General features: G+C 53.2%; 22 protein-coding genes. 17 read left to right on the plus strand and 5 right to left on the minus strand.

The features are described from left to right. Positions 1-10: 10 nt before the first annotated feature. The 6 genes from ACESNI_RS01440 to ACESNI_RS01465 all read left to right on the plus strand — a co-directional run bounded on the left by ACESNI_RS01440 (position 11) and on the right by ACESNI_RS01465 (position 5,246). Positions 11-1,081 carry a MaoC family dehydratase gene (locus ACESNI_RS01440; protein ID WP_373084273.1) on the plus strand — a complete coding sequence of 357 codons (1,071 nt, stop codon included), beginning with the start codon at positions 11-13 and terminating at the stop codon, positions 1,079-1,081. Positions 1,082-1,181: 100 nt separating this feature from the next. Then, positions 1,182-1,571 carry a succinate dehydrogenase, cytochrome b556 subunit gene (gene sdhC, locus ACESNI_RS01445; protein WP_373084275.1) on the plus strand — a complete coding sequence of 130 codons (390 nt, stop codon included), beginning with the start codon at positions 1,182-1,184 and terminating at the stop codon, positions 1,569-1,571. A 2-nt stretch (positions 1,572-1,573) separates the two neighbouring features. Next, entirely contained in the window at positions 1,574-1,954 is a 381-nt protein-coding gene (sdhD, locus tag ACESNI_RS01450) for a succinate dehydrogenase, hydrophobic membrane anchor protein (protein WP_373084277.1), read from the plus strand. A gap of 10 nt (positions 1,955-1,964) precedes the next feature. After that, entirely contained in the window at positions 1,965-3,758 is a 1,794-nt protein-coding gene (sdhA, locus tag ACESNI_RS01455; protein WP_373084280.1) for a succinate dehydrogenase flavoprotein subunit, read from the plus strand. A gap of 18 nt (positions 3,759-3,776) precedes the next feature. Further along, the gene (locus ACESNI_RS01460) at positions 3,777-4,553 is read left to right on the plus strand and encodes a succinate dehydrogenase iron-sulfur subunit (RefSeq protein WP_373084283.1); all 777 of its coding nucleotides are present in this window, start codon (positions 3,777-3,779) and stop codon (positions 4,551-4,553) included. Between the two features lie 99 nt (positions 4,554-4,652). Next, complete coding sequence (locus ACESNI_RS01465) at positions 4,653-5,246, plus strand: FMN-binding negative transcriptional regulator (RefSeq protein WP_373084286.1); 594 nt, start codon at positions 4,653-4,655, stop codon at positions 5,244-5,246. Positions 5,247-5,257: 11 nt separating this feature from the next. Here ACESNI_RS01465 and ACESNI_RS01470 read toward each other — a convergent pair whose 3' ends face one another. Next, positions 5,258-6,418 (minus strand): iron-containing alcohol dehydrogenase, encoded by a 1,161-nt coding sequence (locus ACESNI_RS01470; RefSeq protein ID WP_373084288.1) that lies wholly within the window; start codon positions 6,416-6,418, stop codon positions 5,258-5,260. Between the two features lie 71 nt (positions 6,419-6,489). Then, entirely contained in the window at positions 6,490-7,623 is a 1,134-nt protein-coding gene (zapE, locus tag ACESNI_RS01475; RefSeq protein WP_373084290.1) for a cell division protein ZapE, read from the minus strand. A 360-nt stretch (positions 7,624-7,983) separates the two neighbouring features. Between zapE and mdh the strand changes: the two genes are divergently transcribed. The 8 genes from mdh (at position 7,984) to ACESNI_RS01515 (ending at position 18,677) form a co-directional block, all read left to right on the plus strand. Next, positions 7,984-8,949 (plus strand): malate dehydrogenase, encoded by a 966-nt coding sequence (gene mdh, locus ACESNI_RS01480; protein ID WP_373084292.1) that lies wholly within the window; start codon positions 7,984-7,986, stop codon positions 8,947-8,949. A 121-nt stretch (positions 8,950-9,070) separates the two neighbouring features. Then, the gene (gene sucC, locus ACESNI_RS01485) at positions 9,071-10,240 is read left to right on the plus strand and encodes an ADP-forming succinate--CoA ligase subunit beta (protein WP_373084294.1); all 1,170 of its coding nucleotides are present in this window, start codon (positions 9,071-9,073) and stop codon (positions 10,238-10,240) included. Then, complete coding sequence (gene sucD, locus ACESNI_RS01490; RefSeq protein ID WP_373084296.1) at positions 10,240-11,115, plus strand: succinate--CoA ligase subunit alpha; 876 nt, start codon at positions 10,240-10,242, stop codon at positions 11,113-11,115. The genes sucC and sucD overlap by 1 nt, the downstream gene beginning before the upstream one ends. Before the next feature lie 67 nt (positions 11,116-11,182). Beyond that, the gene (locus tag ACESNI_RS01495; protein WP_373084298.1) at positions 11,183-14,071 is read left to right on the plus strand and encodes a 2-oxoglutarate dehydrogenase E1 component; all 2,889 of its coding nucleotides are present in this window, start codon (positions 11,183-11,185) and stop codon (positions 14,069-14,071) included. 10 nt (positions 14,072-14,081) lie between these two features. Then, entirely contained in the window at positions 14,082-15,356 is a 1,275-nt protein-coding gene (odhB, locus tag ACESNI_RS01500) for a 2-oxoglutarate dehydrogenase complex dihydrolipoyllysine-residue succinyltransferase (protein WP_373084300.1), read from the plus strand. Positions 15,357-15,383: 27 nt separating this feature from the next. Next, on the plus strand, positions 15,384-16,787 hold the full coding sequence (lpdA, locus tag ACESNI_RS01505; protein ID WP_373084302.1) for a dihydrolipoyl dehydrogenase: 1,404 nt from the start codon (positions 15,384-15,386) through the stop codon (positions 16,785-16,787). 88 nt (positions 16,788-16,875) lie between these two features. Beyond that, positions 16,876-17,475 carry a glutathione S-transferase family protein gene (locus ACESNI_RS01510; RefSeq protein ID WP_373084303.1) on the plus strand — a complete coding sequence of 200 codons (600 nt, stop codon included), beginning with the start codon at positions 16,876-16,878 and terminating at the stop codon, positions 17,473-17,475. 14 nt (positions 17,476-17,489) lie between these two features. Beyond that, positions 17,490-18,677: an MFS transporter gene (locus ACESNI_RS01515; RefSeq protein ID WP_373084305.1), complete on the plus strand. Its 1,188-nt coding sequence runs from the start codon at positions 17,490-17,492 to the stop codon at positions 18,675-18,677. Positions 18,678-18,687: 10 nt separating this feature from the next. On the opposite strand, the gene ACESNI_RS01520 is transcribed toward ACESNI_RS01515, so the two are convergent. The 3 genes from ACESNI_RS01520 to fsa are packed head-to-tail and all read right to left on the minus strand — an operon-like array spanning position 18,688 to position 21,016. Next, on the minus strand, positions 18,688-19,605 hold the full coding sequence (locus ACESNI_RS01520) for a tyrosine recombinase XerC (RefSeq protein WP_373084307.1): 918 nt from the start codon (positions 19,603-19,605) through the stop codon (positions 18,688-18,690). Between the two features lie 2 nt (positions 19,606-19,607). After that, positions 19,608-20,333, minus strand: a complete 726-nt coding sequence (locus ACESNI_RS01525) for a DUF484 family protein (protein ID WP_373084309.1) — start codon at positions 20,331-20,333, stop codon at positions 19,608-19,610. Positions 20,334-20,356: 23 nt separating this feature from the next. Then, positions 20,357-21,016, minus strand: a complete 660-nt coding sequence (gene fsa, locus ACESNI_RS01530; protein ID WP_373084311.1) for a fructose-6-phosphate aldolase — start codon at positions 21,014-21,016, stop codon at positions 20,357-20,359. A 65-nt stretch (positions 21,017-21,081) separates the two neighbouring features. Here fsa and ACESNI_RS01535 point away from each other — a divergent pair, with 65 nt between their 5' ends. From ACESNI_RS01535 to atpA, 3 genes are all read left to right on the plus strand, one after another. Further along, a complete protein-coding gene (locus tag ACESNI_RS01535; RefSeq protein ID WP_373084313.1) occupies positions 21,082-23,262 on the plus strand; it encodes a primosomal protein N' in 2,181 nt (726 codons plus the stop codon). A 207-nt stretch (positions 23,263-23,469) separates the two neighbouring features. After that, positions 23,470-24,030, plus strand: coding sequence for a F0F1 ATP synthase subunit delta (locus tag ACESNI_RS01540; RefSeq protein ID WP_373084315.1), 561 nt, complete (start codon positions 23,470-23,472; stop codon positions 24,028-24,030). Continuing rightward, positions 24,030-25,559 carry a F0F1 ATP synthase subunit alpha gene (atpA, locus tag ACESNI_RS01545; RefSeq protein ID WP_373084317.1) on the plus strand — a complete coding sequence of 510 codons (1,530 nt, stop codon included), beginning with the start codon at positions 24,030-24,032 and terminating at the stop codon, positions 25,557-25,559. The genes ACESNI_RS01540 and atpA overlap by 1 nt, the downstream gene beginning before the upstream one ends. The last annotated feature ends 1 nt before the right edge of the window (position 25,560 follow it).

Here is a 25,560-nt window from a genome sequence, read left to right on the forward strand (position 1 = left end):
GGACAGGTTCATGGTAGCCACAAAAACCAATCCGGGCAATTATTTTGAAGATTTCAAAATCGGCCAAATTTTGGATCATGCCACGCCCCGCACCATCACCGAAGGAGATGTTTCGCTTTATACGGCCCTGTATGGCAGCCGGTTTGCGCTGCAATCGGCGGACAGTTTCGCCCTCAACTGTGGGCTTGAAGCTGCGCCCATCGATAATCTTCTGGTTTTCCATATCATTTTCGGCAAGACGGTGCCTGATATCTCGCTGAATGCCGTCGCCAATCTCGGCTATGCCGATGTAAGGTTTGAAACATCGGTATTCCCGGGAGATACGGTTCAGGCAACTTCCGAGATAATCGGGCTCAAGGAAAACTCCAACGGCAAGACGGGCGTTGTGTATGTTCGCTCCACCGGAACAAACCAAATGGGGGCGGTTGTTCTGGAATACGTTCGCTGGGTTATGGTCCATAAAAAGGACATCATGGCGCCGGCACCTGAAACGGTAGTTCCCGTATTGCCGGAACGGGTTGATCCTGCCCGCTTTATGCTTCCGCACGGGCTCGATTTCTCGGGTTACAATACAACCCTTGCCGGATCACCGCATTATTTTGAAGATTATGAAATCGGTGAAAAAATTGATCATGTGGACGGCATGACGATAGAGGAAGCCGAGCATATGATGGCGACCCGGCTATATCAGAATACAGCTAAGGTACATTTTAACCAGCACCAGATGCAGGAAGACCGTTTTGGGCGGCGGCTAATCTATGGCGGGCATATTATCAGTCTTGCGCGGGCGCTTACCTTCAATGGCCTTGGGAATGCCCAGTTGATCGCGGCGATAAACGGTGGATCACATACCGCACCAACATTTGCCGGGCATACTATCTATGCCTGGAGTGTAATTCTGGAAAAAGCTGAAATTCCGAACCATCAGGATGCTGGCGCGCTACGGGTTCGCACGCTGGCGACAAAAGACATGCCCTGTGAGGCGTTTCCCGACAAATTACCTGACGGAAAGCGGAATTCGGCTGTTATTCTTGATTTTGATTATTGGGCTATCTTGCCAAAAAAAACAATCGAGGTATAAAAGGGACAAAGGTCTGTTGACTTGATATTGGGGAGGATTAAACTCCCCAACGAAAAAAGAACAATAAATATGAAATTTATTCAGCGAGAAAGACTTCCCAATGGCGGATATTGAACGACCGCTGTCGCCGCATCTGCAGATATATAAGCCGCAGATCACGATGGTTACCTCATTTACGCATCGTGCGACGGGCGTCGCTCTCGGTGTTGGTACGTTATTGCTTACCTGGTGGTTGGTTGCCATTGCCAGCGGACCGGAAGCCTATGCGACCGTCAGCGGTTTTATTTCTTCCTGGTTCGGGCAACTGGTACTGTTCGGCTTTACATGGTCGCTGTTCTATCATCTTTGTAACGGCATCAGGCATTTGTTCTGGGATGCCGGCAAGGGGTTTGAACTGCCGACAATGAGGAAAACCGGCATGACGGTGATCATTGCGTCTGTCGTCCTGACACTCCTGACCTGGATTGTCGCGTATGGAATGGGGGGTTGAACATGGGAATGAGAGCACCGCTTAAAAAGGTTCGCGGCCTTGGTTCGGCGAAGGACGGAACAGGACATTGGTGGTATCAGCGGGTGACCGCTCTCGCTATGATCCCGCTGTTCGTTGTCGCGTTAGTCTACGGTATCGGTCTCGTTGGCAGCGATTACCAGCATGTGCGCTATATCATCAGCTTGCCTGTCATGTCCGGGGTGCTCCTGCTCCTGATCGGCGCGACCTTTTTTCATTTGAAGCTCGGTCTGCAGGTTGTTATTGAAGATTATATTCATGCCGAAAAAACGAAAATTATTCTGTTGCTGCTTAACAGTTTTATATGTGCGGTCGTTGGATTGACCGCTGCGCTGGCTGTATTGAAGCTGGCGTTTGGGGGATAAAGTAAAAACTATGTCAGAAGCCTACCCAATCACAGAACATAAATATGACGTTGTTGTTGTCGGTGCCGGGGGCGCGGGCTTGCGCGCGACCATGGGCATGGCGGCAGCCGGTCTGAAAACGGCAGCAATCACCAAGGTCTTTCCGACCCGCAGTCATACGGTTGCCGCACAAGGGGGCATTTCCGCGTCTCTCGGCAATATGGGCGAGGATAACTGGCAATGGCATATGTATGACACAGTGAAGGGCTCTGACTGGCTCGGCGATCAGGATGCTATTGAATATATGTGCCGGGAAGCCCCGGCGGCGGTGCTGGAACTGGAACAGTTCGGCATGCCGTTCAGCCGCACCGAGGAAGGCAAGATTTACCAGCGCGCCTTTGGTGGCATGACCACCCAGTTTGGCGAAGGGCCGGCCGCGCAGCGTACCTGTGCCGCCGCTGACCGGACAGGCCATGCTATGCTACATACGCTCTACAGTCAGTCGCTTAAGCATGATACCGAGTTTTTCGTTGAATATTTTGCCCTCGATCTCATTATGGACAAGGATGGCTCCTGTAAGGGTGTCCTCTGTCTTTGTCTTGAAGACGGGACACTGCATCTATTCCGTTCGCATCTGGTTGTGCTGGCAACGGGCGGTTATGGCCGGGCGTTCTTCTCCTGTACCTCTGCCCATACCTGCACAGGGGATGGTGGCGGCATGGTTCTTCGCGCCGGATTACCGCTTCAGGACATGGAGTTCATCCAGTTTCACCCGACCGGCATTTATGGCGCCGGTTGCCTGATCACGGAAGGGGTTCGCGGTGAAGGCGGCTTCCTCGTGAATGGCGAAGGTGAACGTTTCATGGAACGCTATGCCCCTCATGCCAAGGATCTAGCCAGCCGCGATGTCGTTAGCCGCTCCATGACCATTGAAATCCGCGAAGGTCGCGGCGTCGGTGATCGCAAGGATCATATCTTCCTGCATCTCGACCATCTTGATCCGGCAATGATTGACGAGCGCCTGCCCGGCATTTCGGAAAGTGCCCGCATTTTTGCTGGCGTCGATGTGCATAAGGAACCGATCCCGGTTCTGCCGACGGTGCATTACAATATGGGTGGTATACCGACAAACTACCATGCCGAGGTTGTTAACCTGAAAGACGGCAATCCGGATAGTATCGTACCGGGCCTGATGGCAGTGGGAGAGGCTGCCTGCGTCTCGGTTCACGGGGCCAACCGACTTGGCTCCAATTCGCTGATTGACCTTGTGGTCTTTGGCCGGGCTGCGGCACTCCGGGCCAAGGAAATCGTGAAGCCAGGCCAATCGCATGCGCCCTTGCCGACAGATGCCTGTGATGCCGCGCTTGCCCGTCTTGACGCCTTCCGTTATGCCAAGGGCGGAAGCTCAACAGCGGCCATTCGCGATAATATGCAGCGCGTCATGCAGGACGACTGTGCGGTCTTCCGTACCAGTAAAACCCTGAAGGAAGGCGTTGGCAAGATCAACAAGGTCTGGGATCAGATGGCGGATATCAAGACAACGGATCGCTCGCTTGTCTGGAATTCCGATCTCGTTGAAACGCTGGAGCTTGATAATCTGATCCGTCAGGCGATTGTATCGATGACCGCTGCGGAAAACCGGAAAGAAAGCCGCGGGGCCCATGCTCATGAGGATTTCCCGGATCGCGACGATAAAAACTGGATGAAGCATACACTCTCCTACCATAGTGATGAGGCGGGTGTGAAACTGGATTATCGCCCGGTTCATGATTACACGCTTACGGACGAGATAGACTATATCACACCAAAAACGCGCGTATATTAGGCGTGTGAGGACGACAAAATGGCTGAATTGACATTACCTAAAAACTCCAAGGTCGGCACGGGCAAGACACATCCCAAACCGGACGGGGCCACAAACCTCAAGGCGTTCAATGTTTATCGCTGGACTCCCGATGACGACAAGAACCCTGCCATTGACACGTATCAGGTGGATCTCGATACCTGCGGCCCGATGATTCTGGACGGGCTGATCAAGATCAAGAACGAGATCGACCCGACCCTGACGTTCCGCCGTTCCTGCCGCGAAGGGATTTGCGGCTCCTGCGCCATGAATATCAACGGCACCAACACATTGGCCTGCACAACGGGCATGGACGAGATTGATGGCGCGATCAATATCTATCCGTTGCCGCATCAGCCAGTAGTGAAGGACCTCGTGCCGGACCTCACCAATTTCTATGCGCAATATGCCTCGATCAAGCCTTGGCTGCAGGCGGAAACGCCGTCCCCGTCAAAGGAACGGCTGCAATCGAAAGAGGATCGGGAGAAGCTCGACGGGCTTTATGAATGTATTCTCTGTGCTTGTTGTTCGACCTCTTGCCCGAGCTATTGGTGGAATTCCGACCGGTTCCTGGGGCCAGCTGTCCTGCTACAGGCCTATCGCTGGATTATTGACAGCCGCGATGAGCATACCGGCGAGCGGCTTGATAACCTCGAAGATCCCTTCCGGCTTTATCGGTGCCATACGATTATGAATTGCACGAATACCTGTCCCAAGGGCCTCAATCCGGCCAAGGCAATTGCCGAGATCAAGAAACTGATGGTGGAACGCCGATAACTGGCTCTGTCGGGTTAGGAAAATTGGTGCTGGAAAGCCGCCAGTTTGAAGATAAAGTAAGGCCGCTCAATGAAGTGGCCTTTTTTATGGAATTAACCAATGTATGTCCCTCCCCATTTTTCGGTTCCGGGTAAGGAAACCCTAGTTAGACTTCTGCCCGCGGCCAGTTTTGCGACCCTTGTCTCGACTGGGGACGATGGCGCGCTGATCGCTACGCATTTGCCTTTCTCCTATGACAAAACGCGCGGAGAGAACGGGACGCTGATCGCCCATATGGCCCGAGCCAATCCCCATGGGAAATTGCTTGAGAAGAGTGAGGCGCTGACGATTTTTCAAGGGCCTCACAGCTACATCTCCCCCAGTTACTATGCGACCGACATTAACGTACCGACATGGAATTATGTGGCGGTCCATGCCTATGGCACACCTGAAATCATTGAGGATATGGAAGACGTTCGCGCGTTGCTGGAACGATTGACGGCTGAAAACGAGCGGGAAATGCCAAATCCCTGGAGTCCGGCCCAACTGGATCGGAAACGGCTGACCGGCCTGATGCGCGGCATTATCGCCTTTGAAATTCCTGTGAGCCGGATTGAGGGCAAGGCCAAACTCGGCCAGAACAAAACGGCGGAGGATCAGGCCGCGGTTCAAGCCGCCATTGGTAATTTATGGGAACAGAGTGAGCGCCGGTAGCAGCGTTAATTTCAACCTGAAAAATTGAAGATTTGCGTCACATCCTCAATTGTCTTTATCGGCTTCGGATTTGCCTGAACGACCGGATGGGTCAAGGCCCCGGATTTGATTTCATCAAGCGTCTCGGTGGAAATATCAAGAGCGCTCAGCCTGTTCGGCAATCCAAGCCTGCCAATGAAGTCCCGTAATGCGGGGCCAACTTCTTCGGCTGTTTGAAGATCGAGCACTTTCGCAATCTGTTGTTGCGCCTCTTTTGTTTCCGGGAGGTTGTAGGTGACGACCGCGGGCAGAAACACACAGGACGTTATCCCATGTGGCACGTGACCAATGACGCCGAGTAGATATCCAAGTCCGTGACTTGCCCCCATTCGATATCGGGATATGCCTGCCGTCGCGTAATAGACCCCTAACTGGCTGGTTTCCCTAGGGGGCAGGTCCTCCGGGTTCTGCCGCGTCGCCGTCATTCCCTGATAAAGCATCTTCAGGCCTTTCGCGCAGAAATCGGCACTCTCAATGTCAACGCCTGGCACGCAGATTGTCTCTACTGCATGATCGACGGCGCGAATGCCAGTGGAAAGCCAGAGCCGCTCGGGTGTATATTTACTGAGTGCGGAGCTTAGCACTATATAATCGGGGACGAGCGCGGTGTGGGCAAAGCCCGTTTTGCGGCCCGTGATACTGCTGGTCGCGCCAGCAATCGGAGTGAATTCGGCACCAGAGAGTGTAGTTGGGACCGCAATGTGCTGGATTGGCCATGAGGTAATGCCGAGATCCTTTCCGGATCCATAATTAATCGCTTCAAGTTCTTCCGCGTCTTTTATTTTGAGATTGGCGACAAGCAGCGCAATCTTTCCGCCATCAATAACGCTTCCCCCGCCGATAGAAAGGAGATGGGTAGCCTTGAGGCGGGAGATTTCCCGTGCCAATTCGAAGACCTTGTCATAAGGCGTATGTTCGCGGAGTATGCTTCCGACCCCCACGATTTTGGTTCTCAGCCTGCTTTGCAGGTCCTTTGTGATTGGAGAATTTTTTGCGAGCGAGCGGGAAATCGAAACAAATATACGGGGGTTGGGCTCTGAAGTTATAATTTGGGCAATTGCTTCAGGAGCATCCCGCTCGATGACCAAACGCTTTTGAATCTCTGTCATATCCGGGAACGCAGTTTCAGTCATTGAGCTCTCCCCTTTTTATTTTATGCCGACAGCTGGATTATAGAGCTTCATTGCGGGAAGGGATACACGGATTACGTGGTGTGTTTCCTGTGATCTTTCAGATATTCCTCAGAGCGCATTTCCATAAGCCTGGAAACGGTGCGGGCGAACTCGAATTTTCCGTCTCCTGCGGTATAGAGCTGATCGGCCTCTTTCTCAGCGGAAATAATAAGATTGGTGCGCGCCTCATAGAGGATATCAATCAGTGTAACAAACCGTTTGGATTCGTTCCGCCGCGCAGGAGAAAGTGCCGGGACGTCCTCAAGCAGCAGTGTGTGGAAATGCTCCGTCAGAGTAAGATAATCAGCTGCGCCGAGAGGACGGCTGCATAGTTCCTCGAAAGTGAAGCGTGCTGTGCCGCGCGCGCATTGATGCACCTCTAGTGTTCTGCCTTTCGTCTTAAGGGAAGTAGAATGTACTTGCGAACCTTCGGTCAGCTCATTAAAAACCTGGTTCATCTTCGCCTTTGCCGCAGTGTCCAGCGGGGTGAAGTAACCCGGATTTTGCGCGAGCCGGTCAAGGCGATAATCCGTTCCTCCCTTCAAGTGCAATACATCCAGCTGTTCTTTCAGCATAGCAATAAAGGGCAGAAATAATTGCCGGTTTAGACCGTCTTTATAGAGATCGTCCGGGACCCGGTTCGAGGTGGCGACCACGACAAGGCCTTTATTGAACAGAAACTCGAACAGGCGACCCAGTACCATTGCATCGGCGACGTCGGTAACCTGAAATTCGTCAAAGCAAAGCAACCAGGCATTCTCGAAGATCATGTCGGCGACAGCGGCAATTGGATCATCCCCGTTTTTATCCTCGCGTTGTCGCCAGCTGTGGATGAAATCATGCACCTCCAGCATAAAGGCGTGAAAATGCACACGCCGCTTCCGTTCGATAGGAGCAGTTTCAAAAAACAGATCCATCAACATCGATTTTCCGCGTCCGACATCTCCATATAAATAGATACCCTGTGGCGGTTCCACCCGGGGTCTGCGAGGGCCAAGCCGGAAAATATCGGTCCATTTGGCACTCGTTCCTGGATCGTAACGCATCAGTCGCCGATGTAGGGTCTGCAACTTTTCCACGGCAAGAAGCTGCATGGGATCATGTTGCAGGGCATGACTTGCCAGCAATTTTCTATATGCCTCAAGCGGGCCGGTCAAATCTGTCATGAAATTGTGGGAGCTGTTGAATCCGATATGAAAATAAGGTGTGAGTTTGATATTGATCTGTATAGATATGAGCGTCCTCTGGCAACGGACAAAGGCGCTTTTTGATTCATTTTTAAAAGCCGGAATTCTGCTGGTTTCGCGTAATATTGGCAAATAGCAGGCGAAAAATAGCCGATAAACCGGGTAATTTTCAAAATCCCAAACCATAATTTCTCAATTTTGGAAAAATATGAATAAATTCACTTGCTTATCTTGCTCTTCGTCTCGAAACGGTTTAGTACCGCATCGAGAATATTCAACAGAGGACTTTCTGTCTTCTCAGAGAGCCCTCCCACTTAATTGATGAATGCGGAGAAAGAAATGGCTCGCAAAAAAATTGCGTTAATCGGCGGCGGAAATATCGGCGGCACCCTTGCTCATCTGGCTGGGCTCAAGGAACTGGGCGATGTTATTCTTTTTGACATTGTTGACGGATTGCCGCAGGGAAAGTCCCTCGATATCGCTTCTTCTTCACCGGTTGAACGCTTTAATGCCAATATTCAGGGCGCGAATGATTACAGTGCTATCGAAGGGGCCGACGTCTGTATCGTGACCGCCGGTATTGCCCGCAAGCCCGGCATGAGCCGTGATGATCTTCTGGGGACAAACATCAAGGTCATGCAGTCGGTCGGTGAAGGGATCAAGAAATACGCGCCGAACGCCTTCGTTATCTGTATCACCAACCCGCTCGATGCCATGGTCTGGGTTTTGCGCGAAAAATGCGGGCTTCCGCATAACAAGGTTGTCGGCATGGCCGGTGTTCTTGACAGCGCCCGGTTCCGTCTATTCCTGGCTGAAGAATTCAACGTTTCCGTCGAGGATGTCACGGCATTTGTTCTTGGTGGGCACGGGGACAGCATGGTCCCGCTCATTCGCTACTCAACGGTCGCCGGCATTCCGGTTCCTGACCTGATTAAAATGGGCTGGACTACTCAGGAAAAAATCGATGCGATCGTGGACCGCACCCGAAACGGCGGCGCTGAGGTTGTCGCGCTGCTGAAAACCGGCTCCGCGTTCTATGCTCCGGCGTCAAGCGCAATCACCATGGCGGAGGCCTACCTGAAGGACAAGAAGCGTGTGCTACCCTGTGCGGCCTATGTGGATGGCCCTTATGGTCTGGATGGCATGTATGTCGGTGTGCCGACTGTTATTGGCGAAGGCGGTATTGAACGCATCGTCGAAATTGACATGAACCCCGATGAAAAAGCCATGTTTGACAATTCGGTAAATGCAGTAAAAGGGCTTGTCGAAGCATGTATCGGACTTGATCCAAGTCTGGCAAAATAATCCCCTAAAGAAAAAGGGCGCGACAATAGCGGTTGTGCCCTTTTTTCTGGTGCTATACCGTGGCATTGAAATATCCGGCGATTGGTAACCGAAAAATTAAAATAAATGATAACGGAAAACTATGAACATACATGAATATCAGGCGAAGAGCCTACTCGCAAAATACGGCGTGACTGTGCCAAAAGGTGGTGTCGCCTATACCTCTGATGAGGCAACAACTGTTGCCCATGACCTCGGCGGCCCTGTCTGGGTCGTGAAAGCCCAAATTCACGCCGGTGGGCGTGGCAAGGGAGGCGGCGTGAAGGTTGTAAAATCCATCGACGAGGTTACGGAAACGGCCAAGTCCATGATCGGTATGCAACTGGTGACACACCAGACGGGTCCCGAAGGAAAGGAAGTCAAGCGGGTCTATATCGAGGAGGGATGCGATATTGCCCGGGAACTTTATCTTGGCGCTATTATCGACCGGGCGAACGATTGCGTGACATTCATGGCCTCTACGGAAGGCGGCATGGAAATCGAGGAAGTGGCGGAGAAAACGCCGGAAAAAATTCACATGGTCAGTATTGATCCAGCAACTGGCATTATGCCCTTTCATGCCCGCAAGATCGCTTTCGGCCTTGGACTGGAAGGCAAGCAGGTAGGATCCGCGGTAAAATTCATCCTTGCGCTTTACAAGGCGATCATTGATACGGACGCCAGCCTTGTCGAGATCAACCCACTGGTGGTGACAAGCAGCGGTACCATTATCGCGTTGGACGCGAAAATGAACTTTGACGACAATGCGTTGTTCCGACACAAGGATATTGCCGAGCTTCGCGATCCGGACGAAGAGGATCCGGCAGAGCTTGAAGCCGCTCAATATGATCTCAACTATATCAAGCTTGATGGAAATATCGGCTGCATGGTCAATGGCGCAGGCCTTGCGATGGCAACCATGGATATCATTCAGCTGAATGGCGGAACGCCGGCAAACTTTCTTGATGTCGGCGGAGGCGCGACCAAGGAGAAGGTGACCGAAGCTTTCAAGATTATTCTGAAAGACGAAAATGTCGAAGGCATTCTGGTAAATATCTTTGGCGGTATCATGCGCTGTGATGTGATTGCCGAGGGTATCATCGTTGCGGGACGGGAGGTCGCGTTGAGCGTTCCGTTGGTGGTACGGCTGGAAGGAACAAATGTCGATCTTGGCAAGAAAATTCTTGCGGACTCCGGTCTTCCCATTCTGTCTGCGGACGATCTCGGGGATGCAGCGGAAAAAATTGTTAAAGCAGTGAAGGAGGCAGCGTAATGGCCGTTCTCGTTAATAAGGACACCAAGGTCATCTGTCAGGGCTTCACCGGTTCTCAGGGGACATTTCATTCAGAACAGGCAATTGCCTATGGCACCAAAATGGTTGGCGGGGTGACACCTGGAAAAGGCGGGGAAACCCATCTTGATTTACCGATTTTCAATACGGTCGACGAAGCAGTTCACAGAACCGGTGCCAATGCCAGTGTTATCTATGTACCGCCACCCTTCGCGGCTGATGCCATCCTGGAGGCGGTAGATGCCGAAATAGAGCTGATCGTCTGTATCACAGAGGGCATACCGGTTCTCGATATGGTGCGGGTAAAAAGGGCGCTGAGAAACAGTAAATCACGGCTGATAGGGCCGAATTGTCCGGGCGTCATAACCCCGGATGAATGCAAGATCGGGATTATGCCCGGGCATATTCATCGCCGCGGCAATGTTGGTATTGTATCGCGCTCAGGTACGCTTACCTATGAAGCAGTGGCGCAGACAACGGCGGCTGGCCTTGGGCAGTCGACCTGTATCGGTATTGGTGGTGATCCGGTGAACGGTACCAGCTTTATTGACTGCCTTGAACTTTTTCTCGGCGATGACGAGACCGAGTCGATTATCATGATTGGCGAGATTGGCGGTTCCGCAGAGGAAGAAGCAGCTGAATTTCTGAAGTCATCGGGAACGAAGAAGTCGGTTGTTGGTTTTATTGCCGGTGTTACGGCGCCTCCAGGTCGGCGCATGGGTCATGCCGGTGCCATTATATCGGGTGGTAAAGGCGGGGCCGAAGATAAAATAGAAGCGATGCGAAGCGCCGGGATAACCGTTTCTGACAGTCCATCTGCCTTGGGATCAACTTTGGTAAGGGTTTTGAAAGGCTGATGAGATAGGTTAGGCCGGGAATTTAATATATATTTTAAAGGAGGCGGGGGAAACCCCGCCTGTTCAAATGGCTCAACAACTGGATAACTCTTCCTTTCTCTTTGGTTCCAACGCCGGATTTATTGAGAATCTCTACGCACGCTTTCTTGATGACCCCGCCTCGGTCGATACAAGTTGGCAACAATATTTTCAGTCGTTGGGGGATGATGCCGAAACGGTTCTCGCGGAAGGTCGCGGTGCCCCCTGGACGCCAATAAACGGCTTTGACCCCGAGGATGAATATGAAATTCTCGGAGATGCGGCGAATAAGGCCTCTGAAAAGGCAGTTGAAATCGGCGCCTCGCAAGAGAGTGTCAGGGCGGCGGCGGTTGATACAATTCGCGCGCTGATGTTGATACGATCCTATCGCGTCCGGGGGCATTTGAAAGCCAACCTTGATCCGCTGGGACTCGAAATTCCAAAAGAGCATCCAGAACTGAACCCCACGACCTATGGTTTCATGGAAGCGGACTGGGATCGGCAAATCTTTCTCGATAACGTTCTGGGTCTGGAGACAGGCAGTATTCGTGAGATATTGGCAATCGTCAAGCGGACCTATTGCTCGACCATTGGCGTTGAGTTCATGCATATTCAGGAGCCAGATCAGAAAGCCTGGATACAGGAGCGGATCGAAGGCCGGCATAAGGAAATTTCATTCACCTCCGAGGGCAAGGTTGCCATCCTGCGCAAGCTGATCGAGGCCGAAGGCTTCGAGCATTTTCTCAATGTCAAATATACCGGCACAAAACGTTTTGGCCTTGATGGCGCGGAAGCGCTTATTCCCGCGATGGAGGGAATAATCAAACGGGGCGGTCAACTGGGTGTCCAGGAAATTGTCCTTGGCATGCCACATCGCGGCCGGCTGAATGTGCTGACGAATGTGATGGCGAAACCTTTCCGCGCCGTGTTTTCGGAATTTCAGGGGACTCCGGCCAATCCCGAAGACGTTGAGGGCTCAGGAGATGTAAAATATCATCTTGGCACCTCCTCCGATCGTGAATTTGATGGAAACAAGGTTCATATGTCCCTGACCGCCAACCCGTCTCATCTGGAGGCGGTTAATCCCGTGGTTCTGGGTAAGGCCCGCGCGAAACAGGCGCAAATCGGTCAGGATGTCGGTACCCGTGTGATGCCGCTCCTCATGCATGGCGATGCCGCCTTTGCCGGACAGGGAATTGTCGCCGAATGCTTCGGGTTGTCTGAACTGAAGGGGTACCGGACCTCCGGTACCATTCATTTCGTTGTCAACAATCAAATCGGCTTTACAACCAGCCCGAAATATTCCCGCTCAAGCCCCTATCCTTCTGATGTCGGCAAAATGGTCCAAGCTCCAATTTTCCATGTCAACGGGGATGATCCGGAAGCGGTTTGCCACGTCGCCAAGATCGCAACGGAATTCCGGCAGCTGTTCCAGATTGATGTCGTCATTGATATGTTCTGCTATCGTCGGCACGGACATAATGAAGGCGACGAACCGGCCTTTACACAGCCGTTGATGTACCGGACGATTGCAGAGCATCCGACCGCCATGCAGATTTACGCCAAAAAGCTGATTGCGGAAGGCGTGGCGACGGAAAAGGATGTGGAAGGTTGGATTTCTGAATTCAAGGATTATCTGGAAAAGCAGTTTGAAACGGCCAACACCTTCAGGCCAAACAAGGCGGACTGGTTCGAAGGTCGCTGGTTGGGCTTCGAGCGCGCCGATGAGGGCGCACGGCGAGGTACAACGGCGGTCCCGATCGAAGAGCTGAAGGCCATCGGAAAGAAACTCTCTGAGATTCCGCCGGAGCATAATGTTCACCGGACGCTCCAGCGGGTTCTGAAAGCCAAGAAAAAGATGTTCGAAACCGGGAAAGGTATTGACTGGGCAACAGCCGAGGCTCTCGCGTTCGGCTCGCTGTTGAACGAAAAAGTACCGGTCCGGTTATCCGGACAGGATTCTGGACGTGGAACCTTCTCCCAACGCCATTCCGTCATCGTCGATCAGGTGACTGAGGATCGGTATATCCCCCTGAATAACCTGAGTAGCGAACAGGCACATTATGAGGTCATCGACAGCCTGTTGTCAGAGGCGGCAGTGCTGGGCTATGAATATGGCTATACCCTTGCGGAACCGAACGCGCTCGTGCTGTGGGAGGCTCAGTTTGGTGATTTTGCCAATGGCGCTCAGGTCATGTTTGACCAGTTTATTTCCAGTGGCGAGGCAAAATGGCTGAGGATGAGTGGTCTTGTGATGTTGTTGCCTCATGGATATGAAGGACAGGGGCCCGAACATTCCTCTGCCCGTCTTGAACGGTTCTTGCAAATGTCGGCGGAAGACAACTGGCAGATCGTCAACTGTACGACGCCCGCCAATTATTTTCATGCATTGCGCCGTCAAATTCACCGGAAATTCCGCAAACCGCTTGTTGTCATGACCCCAAAATCATTGCTCCGTCATAAGCTCGCGGTGTCCACATTGGAAGACATGGGGCCGGACTCGGCGTTTCATCGCGTGCTTTATGATAACGAAAAGCTTTGCCCCGACAAGGAAATCAAGCGCGTTGTCCTTTGTTCGGGTAAAGTTTATTACGATCTTCACGCGCGCCGCGAAGAATTGAAAATCAAGGACACATACTTCCTGCGCCTTGAACAGTTATATCCGTTCCCTTATCAGGCGCTAGAGCAGGAAATGGAAAACCTGCGGCATGTGGAAGAAGTTGTCTGGTGTCAGGAGGAACCCCGCAATATGGGAGCCTGGAGTTATGTTGAACCGCATCTGCAAAAGACCTTCGAAGATTTGAAGATGAAAAAAGTAAAGCGCGCGCGCTACGCTGGCCGCAAGGAATCGGCGGCAACGGCGACAGGCGTCCTGAAAAAACATAACCTACAGCAAAATGCATTGGTAGATGACGCCCTCGGCGTCAAATCTGAATAGGAAAGTCAAGATGGCGATAGAAATTCGCGTGCCCATACTTGGGGAATCTGTAACTGAAGCAACGGTTGGCCAATGGTTTAAAAAAGTGGGTGACGCGGTTGCCAAGGATGAGCCTATTGTCGAGCTGGAAACAGACAAAGTCACGCTTGAAGTAAACGCGACCGAAGCTGGACGGCTTGACGAGATCATCGTTGCTGAAGGAGAAGATGTCGAAGTCGGTGCCCTGCTTGGGCAAATCGCGGCGGGGGCATCGGGTAAGGAAGCCGAGCCTGCAGCCACGAAGACGGAAGAAGCCAAACCGGCAGAACCTGCCGTTGCGCTGCCTGCGGAAAAAACGGAGGACAAGCCCGAATCCACTAAATCCGATGTTAACGCGCTTCCCGCGGCACAGAAGCTGATCGATGAGAATAACTTGGATGTAAGCAAACTAAAGGGGACCGGCAAGGATGGCCGGATAACCAAGGGGGATGTGCTCGAAGCGCTTGATAACGGCGGAAGCTCGGCAGCCCCGGCGACATCGGACAAACCGTCCACACCGGCTCCTGAGGCTAAACCTTCTGAACCGTCTGGCCCGCGGTCGGAAGAAGATCGGGAAGAACGGGTAAAAATGTCCCGTCTTCGCAAAAGCATCGCCTCCCGGCTGAAAGAGGCACAGAATACGGCAGCAATGCTCACCACCTATAATGAGGTGGATATGGGCGCAATGCTCGACCTTCGGACCGAATACAAAGAACTCTTTCTTAAAAAACACGGCGTGAAGCTGGGGTTTATGTCCTTTTTCACCAAAGCCTGTGTTGCTGCATTGAAGGAATTGCCCGCGGTCAATGCCGAGATTGATGGCGATTACCTCGTTTACAAGAATTATTACAATATGGGCATTGCGGTGGGAACGTCCTCCGGCCTTGTTGTCCCCGTTTTGCGGGATGCCGATAAACTCAGCTTTGCCGAAGTTGAAAAAGGAATTGGTGAGCTTGGCAAAAAGGCTCGGGACGGAAAATTGAGCATGCCCGACCTTCAGGGGGGTACCTTTACCATCACGAATGGCGGGGTTTACGGCTCGCTGATGTCATCGCCGATCCTCAATCCACCGCAGGCCGCTGTTCTTGGTATGCATAAAATCCAGGAACGGCCGATGGTGGTAAAAGGGGAAATCAAGATCCGCCCCATGATGTACCTGGCGCTGACGTATGATCACCGGATTATCGATGGCAAGGAAGCGGTGACATTTCTTGTCCGCGTGAAGGACGCTCTGGAAGATCCACAGCGGTTACTACTGGACCTTTAGTTACTAGACTCCGATGCGAGGAATAAAATGAGCGACGAAACATACGATCTGGTCGTAGTGGGAGGCGGACCGGGCGGCTACACGGCCGCAATCCGGGCAGCTCAACTCGGGATGAAAACCGCCTGTGTCGAGAAGCGCGGCGCTCTCGGGGGGACCTGTCTGAACGTTGGCTGTATTCCATCAAAGGCCCTGCTGCAATCTTCCGAACTGTTCGAGGAAGCAGGCCATAGCTTTGAATCCCGGGGAATAACCGTCGGTACGCCCAAGCTCAATCTGAAGAAAATGATGGAGCAAAAGGACACAACCGTTACTGGCCTCACCCAGGGGATCGAATTTTTGTTCAAGAAGAACAAGGTGACCTATATCAAGGGGGCCGGTGTGTTGCAGGGCAACGGTCGGGTTGAGGTGACAGGCGACGAGCCGCAAACGCTAAAGGCCAAGAATATCCTGATCGCGACGGGATCGGACGTCATGCCGCTTCCCAATGTTGAGATTGATGAAAAACTGATTGTGTCCTCCACCGGCGGACTGGAACTTGGCAAAGTGCCAAAGAAGCTCGTGGTGATTGGCGCCGGGGTTATCGGGCTTGAACTCGGCACCGTGTGGCGGCGTTTGGGCGCCGAGGTAACGGTGGTTGAGTTTCTTGATCGTATCCTGCCGGGCACCGATAATGACGTTGCCAAGAACACCCAGCGGATTTTGAGAAAGCAGGGCATCAATTTTATGCTCGGCAAGAAGGTGACGGGCGCGAAGACCACAAAAACCAGCGTTACATTGACCATGGAACCTGCCAAAGGCGGCGACGAAGAAACCCTGAAAGCGGACGTTGTGCTCGTGGCTATTGGTCGCCGGCCCTACACCAAGGGCTTGGGCCTTGAGGACCTGGGCATTGAGACGGATCGGGCGGGGCGCATCGTCGTCGATGAGAACTTCAAATCCAGCGTTGACGGTATTTATGCCGTTGGGGATGTGATTGAGGGCCCGATGCTTGCGCATAAGGCAGAAGACGAAGGCGTTGTCTGCGTCGAAAAACTCGCAGGCCAGAAACCCCATATCAATTATAATACCATCCCCGGGGTGATTTATACTTGGCCGGAAATTGCGACTGTTGGCAAAACAGAAGAGCAACTGAAGGAGGCGGGGGTCGAGTATAACATTGGCAAGGTTCCGTTTATGGCGAACAGCCGTGCCCGTGCTAACGGATTTACGGACGGATTCGTTAAAATACTGGCCGACAAGAAAAGCGACAAGGTGCTTGGCGTTCATATTATCGGGCCAGATGCTGGAACGATCATCCATGAATGTGTTTTAGCGATGGAATTTGGTGCCTCATCTGAGGATATCGCTCGAACTTGCCACGCTCATCCGACCTTAAGTGAAGCGGTCAAGGAAGCGGCCCTTGCTGTTGCCGGACGTACAATAAATAGTTGACGTCTCTCGCGTAAAGTTATCACAATGCGGGGCCGGTTCATTTGGATCGGCCCTTTTTTATTGATATTGACTTCCCGAAGGAGACGTTATGAAGCTGTGTTACAGTGCGCTCTCGCCGTTTGTGCGCAGGGTCAGAATAACCGCCATTGAGCATAAACTTTTCGACAGGATCGAGATTGTCGATTCTGACCATAGCGATATGTTCAAAGGGATCAACCCGGCGACGCCCCTTGGAAAGGTTCCCAGTCTCACGCTGGAAAACGGTGATGTCTTGTATGACTCTCTCGTAATCTGTGAATATCTCAACAGTATCGGAAGCGGTCCGAGTCTCTTCCCTGCTAAAGGCGATGATCGCTGGCGGGTTTTGACCCTGCATGCCATGGCGGACGGCATGACCGACGCGGCCTATCAGCGTCGCGTTGACAGTATCCTGCCGGAAGGTGAGGGGTCACCAAGCTGGAGTGGGCGGTTGAAAATTTCCATGGAAAATTGCCTCGATGAGATGGAACGGCAGGTGGGATCGTTCGGGGACAGCTTCAATATCGGGACTATCGCCGTCGCTTGTGCACTTGGCTATCATGATTTCCGCTTCGGACAGGAACAATGGCGTGACGGCCGCCCAAAACTGGCAGACTGGTATGAAAGCTTTACCGCCCGCCCGTCAATACAGGAAACAATGCCAGCCTAGACGGGTAATCGCTGATGTCCGCTGTAAGACTGACCGTTGCAATATGTCTGGCGGAAATTCTGGTGATGTCGTCTTACGCTTCCTTTCCCGCTCTGACTCCCTTTTTCTTTGATGCCTGGGGCCTGTCGGGAGCGGATGCCGGTTGGATAAATGGTGCCTTTTTTTTTGGATTCATGCTTGTTGGCCCATTATCTACATCGCTGACCGACAGGGTAGATGCGCGAAATATCTATCTGGCGGGATGCTGTTTCGCGACGATCGGCGCCTATGGGTTTGCATTCCATGCAACGGATTTCTGGTCCTCTCTTCCCTGGCGGTTCATTACCGGCGCCGGGCTTGGCTGTAGCTATATGCCCGGCCTGAAACTGCTGACTGATCGCTTGCCCTCCGGCGACCAGTCCCGGTCCATTGCCTTTTATACCGCCTGCTTTTCGGCCGGATCGGCGATTTCATTTCTGGTGGTTGGCCAAATGAATTTGTGGGTCGACTGGAAGACGGCCTTGGTGAGTGTCATTGCTGGGCCTCCGCTGGCCGCGACGATTATTCTGTTTGGGACGACGTCAAAAATACCAGCCACCCGCCGACCCTGGTCGCAGATCGTCAATTACGCGCCCGTCGTAAAGAACAGGTTTACCATGGGGTATATTCTCGGATATGTCTGCCATACATGGGAACTGGTGGCGATGCGCTCCTTTTTGCTCGCCTTTCTCGCCTATGCGCATACCCTGACCGATGCACCGCGCTGGATGGATGTGTCAGCAATTACGGCGGCGGTTGTCTTTTTGGGGCTCCCTGCAAGTGTTCTTGGGAACGAGCTTTCCCTTAAAGTAGGACGACAGCGGTCCATAACCACTATCATGATTGTCTGCCTTGCCTTTTCTTTTACCATTGGTTTTACCGCCGGGTTCCCGTTCGGGGTCGTTGTCGTGATGGCGGCAATTTACGGCATTTTAATAACCGCTGACTCGTCGTCCCTGACGGCGGGCGCCATTGGCAGCGCGCCCATTGATTTAAAAGGGGGCACATTGGCCGTGCATAGCTTTCTCGGGTTCGCCGGGGGCATGCTCGGTCCGGTCGTGGCAGGTATCGTGTTGGATCAGGCAGGAGGCCCGATGATGACAATGGGATGGGGATTGATGTTCGTTTCCATGGGCGCGATTACGATTCTGGGACCCTTCGCCCTGCGCATGACGCGGAGTTAGTCGCAGGCCGTCAGGATTTCGGATGGCTGCTATCATACACTTCCAGCAGTTTTTCGACATCCAGATCGGTATAGCGCTGGGTTGAGGATAGGGAGGCATGACCTAGCAGTTCCTGAATTGATCTGAGATCACTCCCGCCTGCCAGAAGATGGGTTGCGAAGCTGTGCCTCAGCGCATGCGGCGTTGCCGTTTCTGGAAGGTTCATATTGCGCCGAAGGTTTTGCATTTTTAACTGGATAGCCCGCGCGTTCAGCCGTCGCCCCTGTCGTCCGATAAAAAGTGGGCTTTTGCTGTCCAGAGGAAAAGGGCATTCGCAAACATACGCTTCCACTGCCTCGATGACCACGGGGAGGACCGGCACCATCCGTTCCTTATTCCCCTTACCGATGAGCGTGAGGGTATGTGACACTGGCCTGTCGTCAAAATTAAGAGAGAGCGCCTCCCCTATCCGCAAGCCACAGCCGTATAGCAATGTTAATACTGCTGTATCTCGGTGGCGGACCCAAAGCGGCTCCGTCGCGGTGGTCGCTTTCTGGAGGAGTTCCCTCGTATCGGCGGCATTAAGGGGCCGTGGAAGGCGGGCCCCTGACCTTGGCGAGCGCAGTGTCTTGAGATACGGATTATGCAGGTAGCCGTCACGCTCCTGACGCTTATAAAAGCTTCGGATCGACGACAGAACCCGTCGTAATGAACTTGCTGTTAAACCACCCTGGCGGCGTTGGGCGAGATAGGCCCTAAAATCCGCAAGGCGTAAATTCTCGAGATCCTCAAGTTCGACAATGCCACCGATATAACCGGAGATAAATTCAAGAAAATCGCGAACATCCCGTTCGTAGGCCTCAATGGTGTGGGGGCTTGCCTTCTTCTCATGCCGGAGCCAGCCGAGCCAGTTATCAAATGCCTGTGACAGCGGGGGACGGATTGTCATTGTCAGCCCGTTTTCTGCTCCAGCCACATCTGCAGACAGGACTGCATAGCGATGGCGAGGAAACGAAGTAGGTCAGTGGCTTGTTCTTCATGAAAATGTGCCGGCTCCCGGCTGCCAAAGGCCGCCATTGCATGGGCGTGAAGGGACGGGACCTCAAGCTTTATGAGGGCATCCGAGCGCACAAGGTCCTTAGCAGGGCCAAAAACAGCTTTGGATTTTGGAGCGGATGGCCTCAGGATGATGCTCCGTTTTTGCCAATTGGCGCGGGCAATACTTCCAGCTTTGAGGCGCTGCAGCCCGGTCATATCAGGCAGCGGGATTGGCCCTTCTTCCACACATAGAGTGATCACGTCGATTTCAAGAAGTTCCGGCAGGTCCTGGGTCATGATGTGAACGAAATGCCCAAGACTGGTTGCCGATAAAATCGCCTGGATGGAGGCGTGAACCATTTCCTGTGTATGCTGGTTGGTGCGTGCGGCCTCAACAAAATCATCTTGCAGCGCCGTAAGTTGCGTCACCTCGCGCTGCAAACGGCTAACCAGAAAGGACTGCATGTCTATCACGCCATCCCCGGATATCCGCTCTGGCGGGATTACCATGGTTAGCAAATCTGCGTTCTCGGTTAAAAATTCCGGATGAGAGATCAGCCAGCTACGGACCTGCTCTTCCTTTAATTCCGGTTTGGCTTCCTTGCTGCGGGCGGCTTTGCTGTCTGATTTTTCACGCACGTTACATACTCACTCTTTGGTCGTTATCCGAGGATATCCTGTCCTGTCTTTTCCCAGTCTGCCAAAAATGCGGCCAAGCCCTTATCGGTCAACGGATGAGAGATCAATTGTTTCAAAACGGCGGGTGGTATTGTGCAGACATCGGCCCCCATCAGAGCCGCGTCGACGATATGGGTCGGGTTGCGGATTGACGCGACAAGCACTTCGGTTTGCAGGGTCGGGTAATTATCGTAAATCTGGACAATATCGGCAATCAAGTCCATGCCGGACTGGCCGATGTCGTCAAGGCGGCCAACGAACGGGGATACGAATGTTGCGCCCGCCTTCGCCGCCAGAATTGCCTGCGCCGCTGAAAAGCAGAGGGTGACATTAACCTGCGTCCCCGCCTTGCTAAGCTGAGAGCAGGTCTTGAGCCCGGCCATGGTCAGAGGCACCTTGACGGCAACATTCTCGGCCAGCCCCGCCAGCCGTTTGCCTTCCTCAAGCATTTTCTCAAAATCCGTTGCGGCCACTTCGGCACTGACCGGACCCTCGGTCAGGGTACAGATTTCCTTGATTACCTCAAAAAAATTGCGGCCTGATTTGGCGATCAGCGACGGGTTGGTCGTCACCCCATCGAGCAGGCCGGTATCGGCAAGCTCCCTGATTTCTTCAGTATCGGCCGTATCAACAAAAAATTTCATAAGTTTTTCTCAAATCCTAAAGCTAACGACTGGTTCCATTCGGTATAATAGTCTATCGCATAGATATGAGCAGCACAATTAAACATCGCCGCGTTCGCGTGCTTCTCCCCCTTTCCGTCGGGGATGTTTATGATTACCGGGCGCCGGCGTCCCTGGATATTGAAATCGGCCATTTTGTGACGGTGCCGCTTGGCCGCCGCGAACTCACCGGGGTTGTCTGGGAAGAAGCGGAGGATTCCGATCTTGCCGAAGACAGGATGAAGGATATTGTGGCAGTTCTACCCTGCCCGAAGCTTCCCGATGAAAGCCGTGATTTCGTTGACTGGGTGGCAAATTACACCATGCAGAGGCGCGGCCGCGTGTTGCGCATGACGATGAGCGTTCCCGATGCGCTATTTCCAAGGGCGCCGCGGATTGGATATCGCTTTACGGGCGAGTCGCCGAGCAAATTGACGCCTGCCCGAAGCCGGGTTCTGGAAATTGTGATGGCGGGCGCCGTCCACACCGCCAGTGATCTTGCTTCTCTCGCGGGGGTAAGCGTTTCCGTGGTCAAGGGGCTGGCAGCGAAAGCGGTGCTGGAGGTTGTCGATTTACCAGCAGAAAATCCAATCGCGAAGCCGGACTGGGGACATGTTGGTGTCGAACTTTCCGATGACCAGTCTGCCGCTGCATCCCGGATGAGACCGTCCGTTGTAAAACCTGATTTCGAAATCTCCCTGCTGGAGGGCGTAACGGGATCCGGCAAGACAGAGGTATATTTTGAGGCCATCGCCGATTGCCTTGAACAGGGGCGCCAGGCCCTCGTCCTGCTTCCGGAAATTGCTCTTTCCGCCCAATGGCTGAAGCGTTTTGCTGCTCGGTTCGGCGTCCCGCCCGTTGAATGGCATTCCGATCTTGGCCAGTCTGAACGCCGCCGCAATTGGCGCGCGGTAATCGAGGGTAGGGCCGATGTGGTCGTCGGCGCCCGCTCCGCGTTGTTTCTGCCGTTCACGAACCTTGGTCTGATTGTTGTTGATGAAGAACATGAAGCCTCCTTCAAGCAAGATGAAGGTGTGCCCTATAACGCCCGGGATATGGCGGTTGTCAGAGGTAAAATCGGGAATTTCCCGGTTATTCTTGCCTCAGCTACGCCCTCACTTGAAAGTTTGGTAAATGCGCAAAACGAAAAATACACGCATGTAAAACTCCCTTCGCGCTACGGCGGGGCTTCTCTTCCTGACATTGAGATCGTCGATCTGAAAGAGCATCGCCCGGGTGTCCAAAGCTGGATTTCGGAGCCGCTCCGCCTCGCCATTGAGACGACGCTTGGCGCCGGAGAGCAGGTAATGCTTTTCCTGAACCGCCGCGGCTATGCCCCGCTCACTTTGTGTGATTGCTGCGGGCATCGCCTGCAATGCCCCCATTGCAGCGCGTGGCTAGTGGAGCACCGCCTGATGGGCCGGTTACAATGCCATCACTGTGGCTATACGACGCGCTTGCCCAAGTCATGTCCGGAATGCGATGCTGAAGAAAGTTTCAAGGCTTGTGGGCCCGGTATTGAGCGGCTGACAGAAGAGGCTGAGCGACTATTTCCTGATCGTAAAATAGCGATGATGGCCAGTGATACTGTGACCAGTCCGCAGGCCGCCGCCACTTTTGTCGCTGCGATGGAACGGGGTGACATCGAAATTTTGATTGGAACCCAGATTGTCGCCAAGGGATATCATTTTCCGAATTTGACATTGGTTGGCGTCATTGATGCGGACCTCGGGCTGGCCGGAGGTGATTTGCGCGCGTCAGAGCGGACTTACCAGTTGCTGTCGCAAGTCGCCGGGCGTGCCGGACGTGAAACCCGTCAGGGCAAGGTTTTCCTGCAATCCTATCTGCCTCAACATCCGGTGATCGAGGCGATAGCCCGTCAGCAGGGAGATGCTTTCTTTGCCCTTGAGGCGGCGGGGCGGGAAAGTGCCGCTATGCCACCCTTCGGAAGACTGGCCGCGGTCATCCTTTCCAGCGCAAATGCCGAATCGGTGGCCAGTTTTGCCCGTAATCTCGCGAGGCGCGCGCCGATAGCGGAAAATTTGTCCATTCTGGGACCGGCTCCAGCTCCTCTTTCGATGATACGCGGTCGTCATCGTCATCGTTTTCTGATCAAATGCGCCCGTGATGTTAATATCCAAACTGTCATAAAAAAATGGTTGCAAGGTGAGAGAGTCCCGAATGATATAAGGCTGCAAATCGATATTGATCCGTATAATTTTATGTGAAATTCGGGGTTTTCCTGAAACCTGCAGACCAAATGCGACCATTTTGGTGAATAAACTAACGTCCTGCATATTGCCACCCGGAATTCCCTGTGCTAATAACCCGATGCCTTGGTGGCGGGGCGCTGTATTGGTGATCCGTCGCGGGTAGAAATTCTGGTTTTTATTTGGCGTGTTTCACGTCTTTTTTTTAGGCTTGGAGATCGTTTTTTGTCAGCTGAGAACATAACAGTTTCCGGTATCTCAGGTCGTTACGCGACAGCCCTGTTTGATTTGGCGGTTGCCGACAAACAGCTTGATGCTGTCGCCACTGATCTGTCCACGCTCCAGTCAATGATGGACGAGAGCGCTGATCTGGCCCGACTCATTCGAAGCCCTCTTGTAAGTCGTGGTGATCAGGCGAAGGCAATGGCCGCAGTTCTAGCAAAGCTTGGTGTTGGGGATCTGGTACGGCGGTTTGTCGGTACAGTGGCGCAAAATCGCCGTCTGTTTGCCTTGTCGGATATCATCACCGATTATGGTAAGCTTCTGGCGGCTGCCCGAGGCGAAGTCGCCGCACGGGTCACGTCAGCAAAAAAACTCAGCGAAAGTCAAATAAATGCTGTGTCAGCAGCCCTTAAATCAGCCATAGGCAGTGATGTCCGGCTCGAGTCGGATGTCGATGCGAGTTTGATAGGGGGCTTGGTAATTAAAGTTGGTTCACGTATGGTCGATAGTTCGATCCGGACTAAACTTCAGAATCTTAAGTTTGCGATGAAAGGGGTTGGGTGATGGACATCCGCGCCGCAGAAATTTCCGAAATTCTTAAACAGCAGATTGCGGGTTTTGATACGCAAGCTGAAGTCTCAGAAGTTGGCCAGGTGCTGTCAGTTGGTGACGGTGTTGCCCGTGTGTACGGACTGGACAACATCCAGGCCGGTGAAATGGTCGAATTTCCTGGTGGCATTAAGGGTCTTGCCCTGAACCTGGAAACCGACAATGTCGGTGTCGTGATTTTCGGTTCCGATCGGGACATTCGCGAAGGCGATACAGTTAAGCGAACCGGTGCAATTGTCGAGACAGGTGTCGGCAAGGGTCTGCTGGGTCGCGTGGTGGACGGTCTTGGTAATCCGATCGATGGCAAAGGCCCGATCGAGTCAACCGAAACCCGCCGAGTGGATGTGAAGGCGCCCGGCATCATGCCGCGTAAATCCGTGCATGAACCCATGATGACCGGCTTGAAGGCTATTGACAGCCTGGTGCCGATCGGACGCGGTCAGCGCGAATTGATCATTGGAGACCGCCAGACAGGTAAAACTGCCGTTGCCGTTGACGCTATCCTCAACCAGAAGACAGCGAATGCCGGCGATGATGAGAGTAAGAAACTCTATTGCGTCTATGTCGTGATCGGTCAGAAGCGCTCGACTGTTGCGCAGATCGTCAAGACCCTCGAAGAAAACGGGGCAATGGAATATACGATCGTTGTTGCGGCAACGGCCTCTGATCCGGCGCCGCTGCAGTATCTCGCACCCTTTACCGGCTGCGCCATGGCGGAATTTTTCCGCGATAACGGTATGCATGCCCTGATCATTTATGATGATTTGTCGAAACAGGCCGTGGCTTATCGCCAGATGTCCCTGTTGCTTCGCCGTCCGCCCGGACGTGAAGCCTATCCGGGTGACGTGTTCTATTTGCATTCCCGCCTTCTTGAACGCTCCGCCAAGCTGAATGAGGCGAACGGTTCAGGCTCAATGACCGCTCTCCCGGTCATTGAAACCCAGGCGGGCGATGTGTCCGCATATATTCCAACCAACGTGATCTCAATCACTGACGGACAGATATTCCTGGAAACGGAACTTTTCTATCAAGGTATCCGGCCCGCCATTAACGTCGGTCTGTCGGTGTCTCGGGTAGGATCATCGGCGCAGACAAAAGCCATGAGACAGGTCGCTGGCTCCATCAAGCTGGAACTTGCCCAGTATCGTGAAATGGCCGCCTTTGCGCAGTTCGGGTCCGATCTCGACGCGGCGACACAACGGTTGCTGGCTCGCGGCGCGCGCCTGACCGAGCTGTTGAAACAGCCACAGTATAGCCCGCTTACCATGGATGAGCAGGTTGTCGTCATATTCTCCGGTGTTCGGGGGTATCTGGATCGTATCGAGGTATCCCAGATCGGTGATTTTGAAGAGCAATTATTGTCGGAAATGCATGCCAAGCATCAGGATCTAATGAATACGATCGTGAGCGAGGGCGCGCTGTCCGACGATACTGAATCGAAGCTGAATGAAATTATTGACAGCTTCTCAAAGACTTTCGCGTGAG

The organism is Sneathiella sp., assembly GCF_041689005.1.
Lineage (GTDB): Bacteria > Pseudomonadota > Alphaproteobacteria > Sneathiellales > Sneathiellaceae > Sneathiella.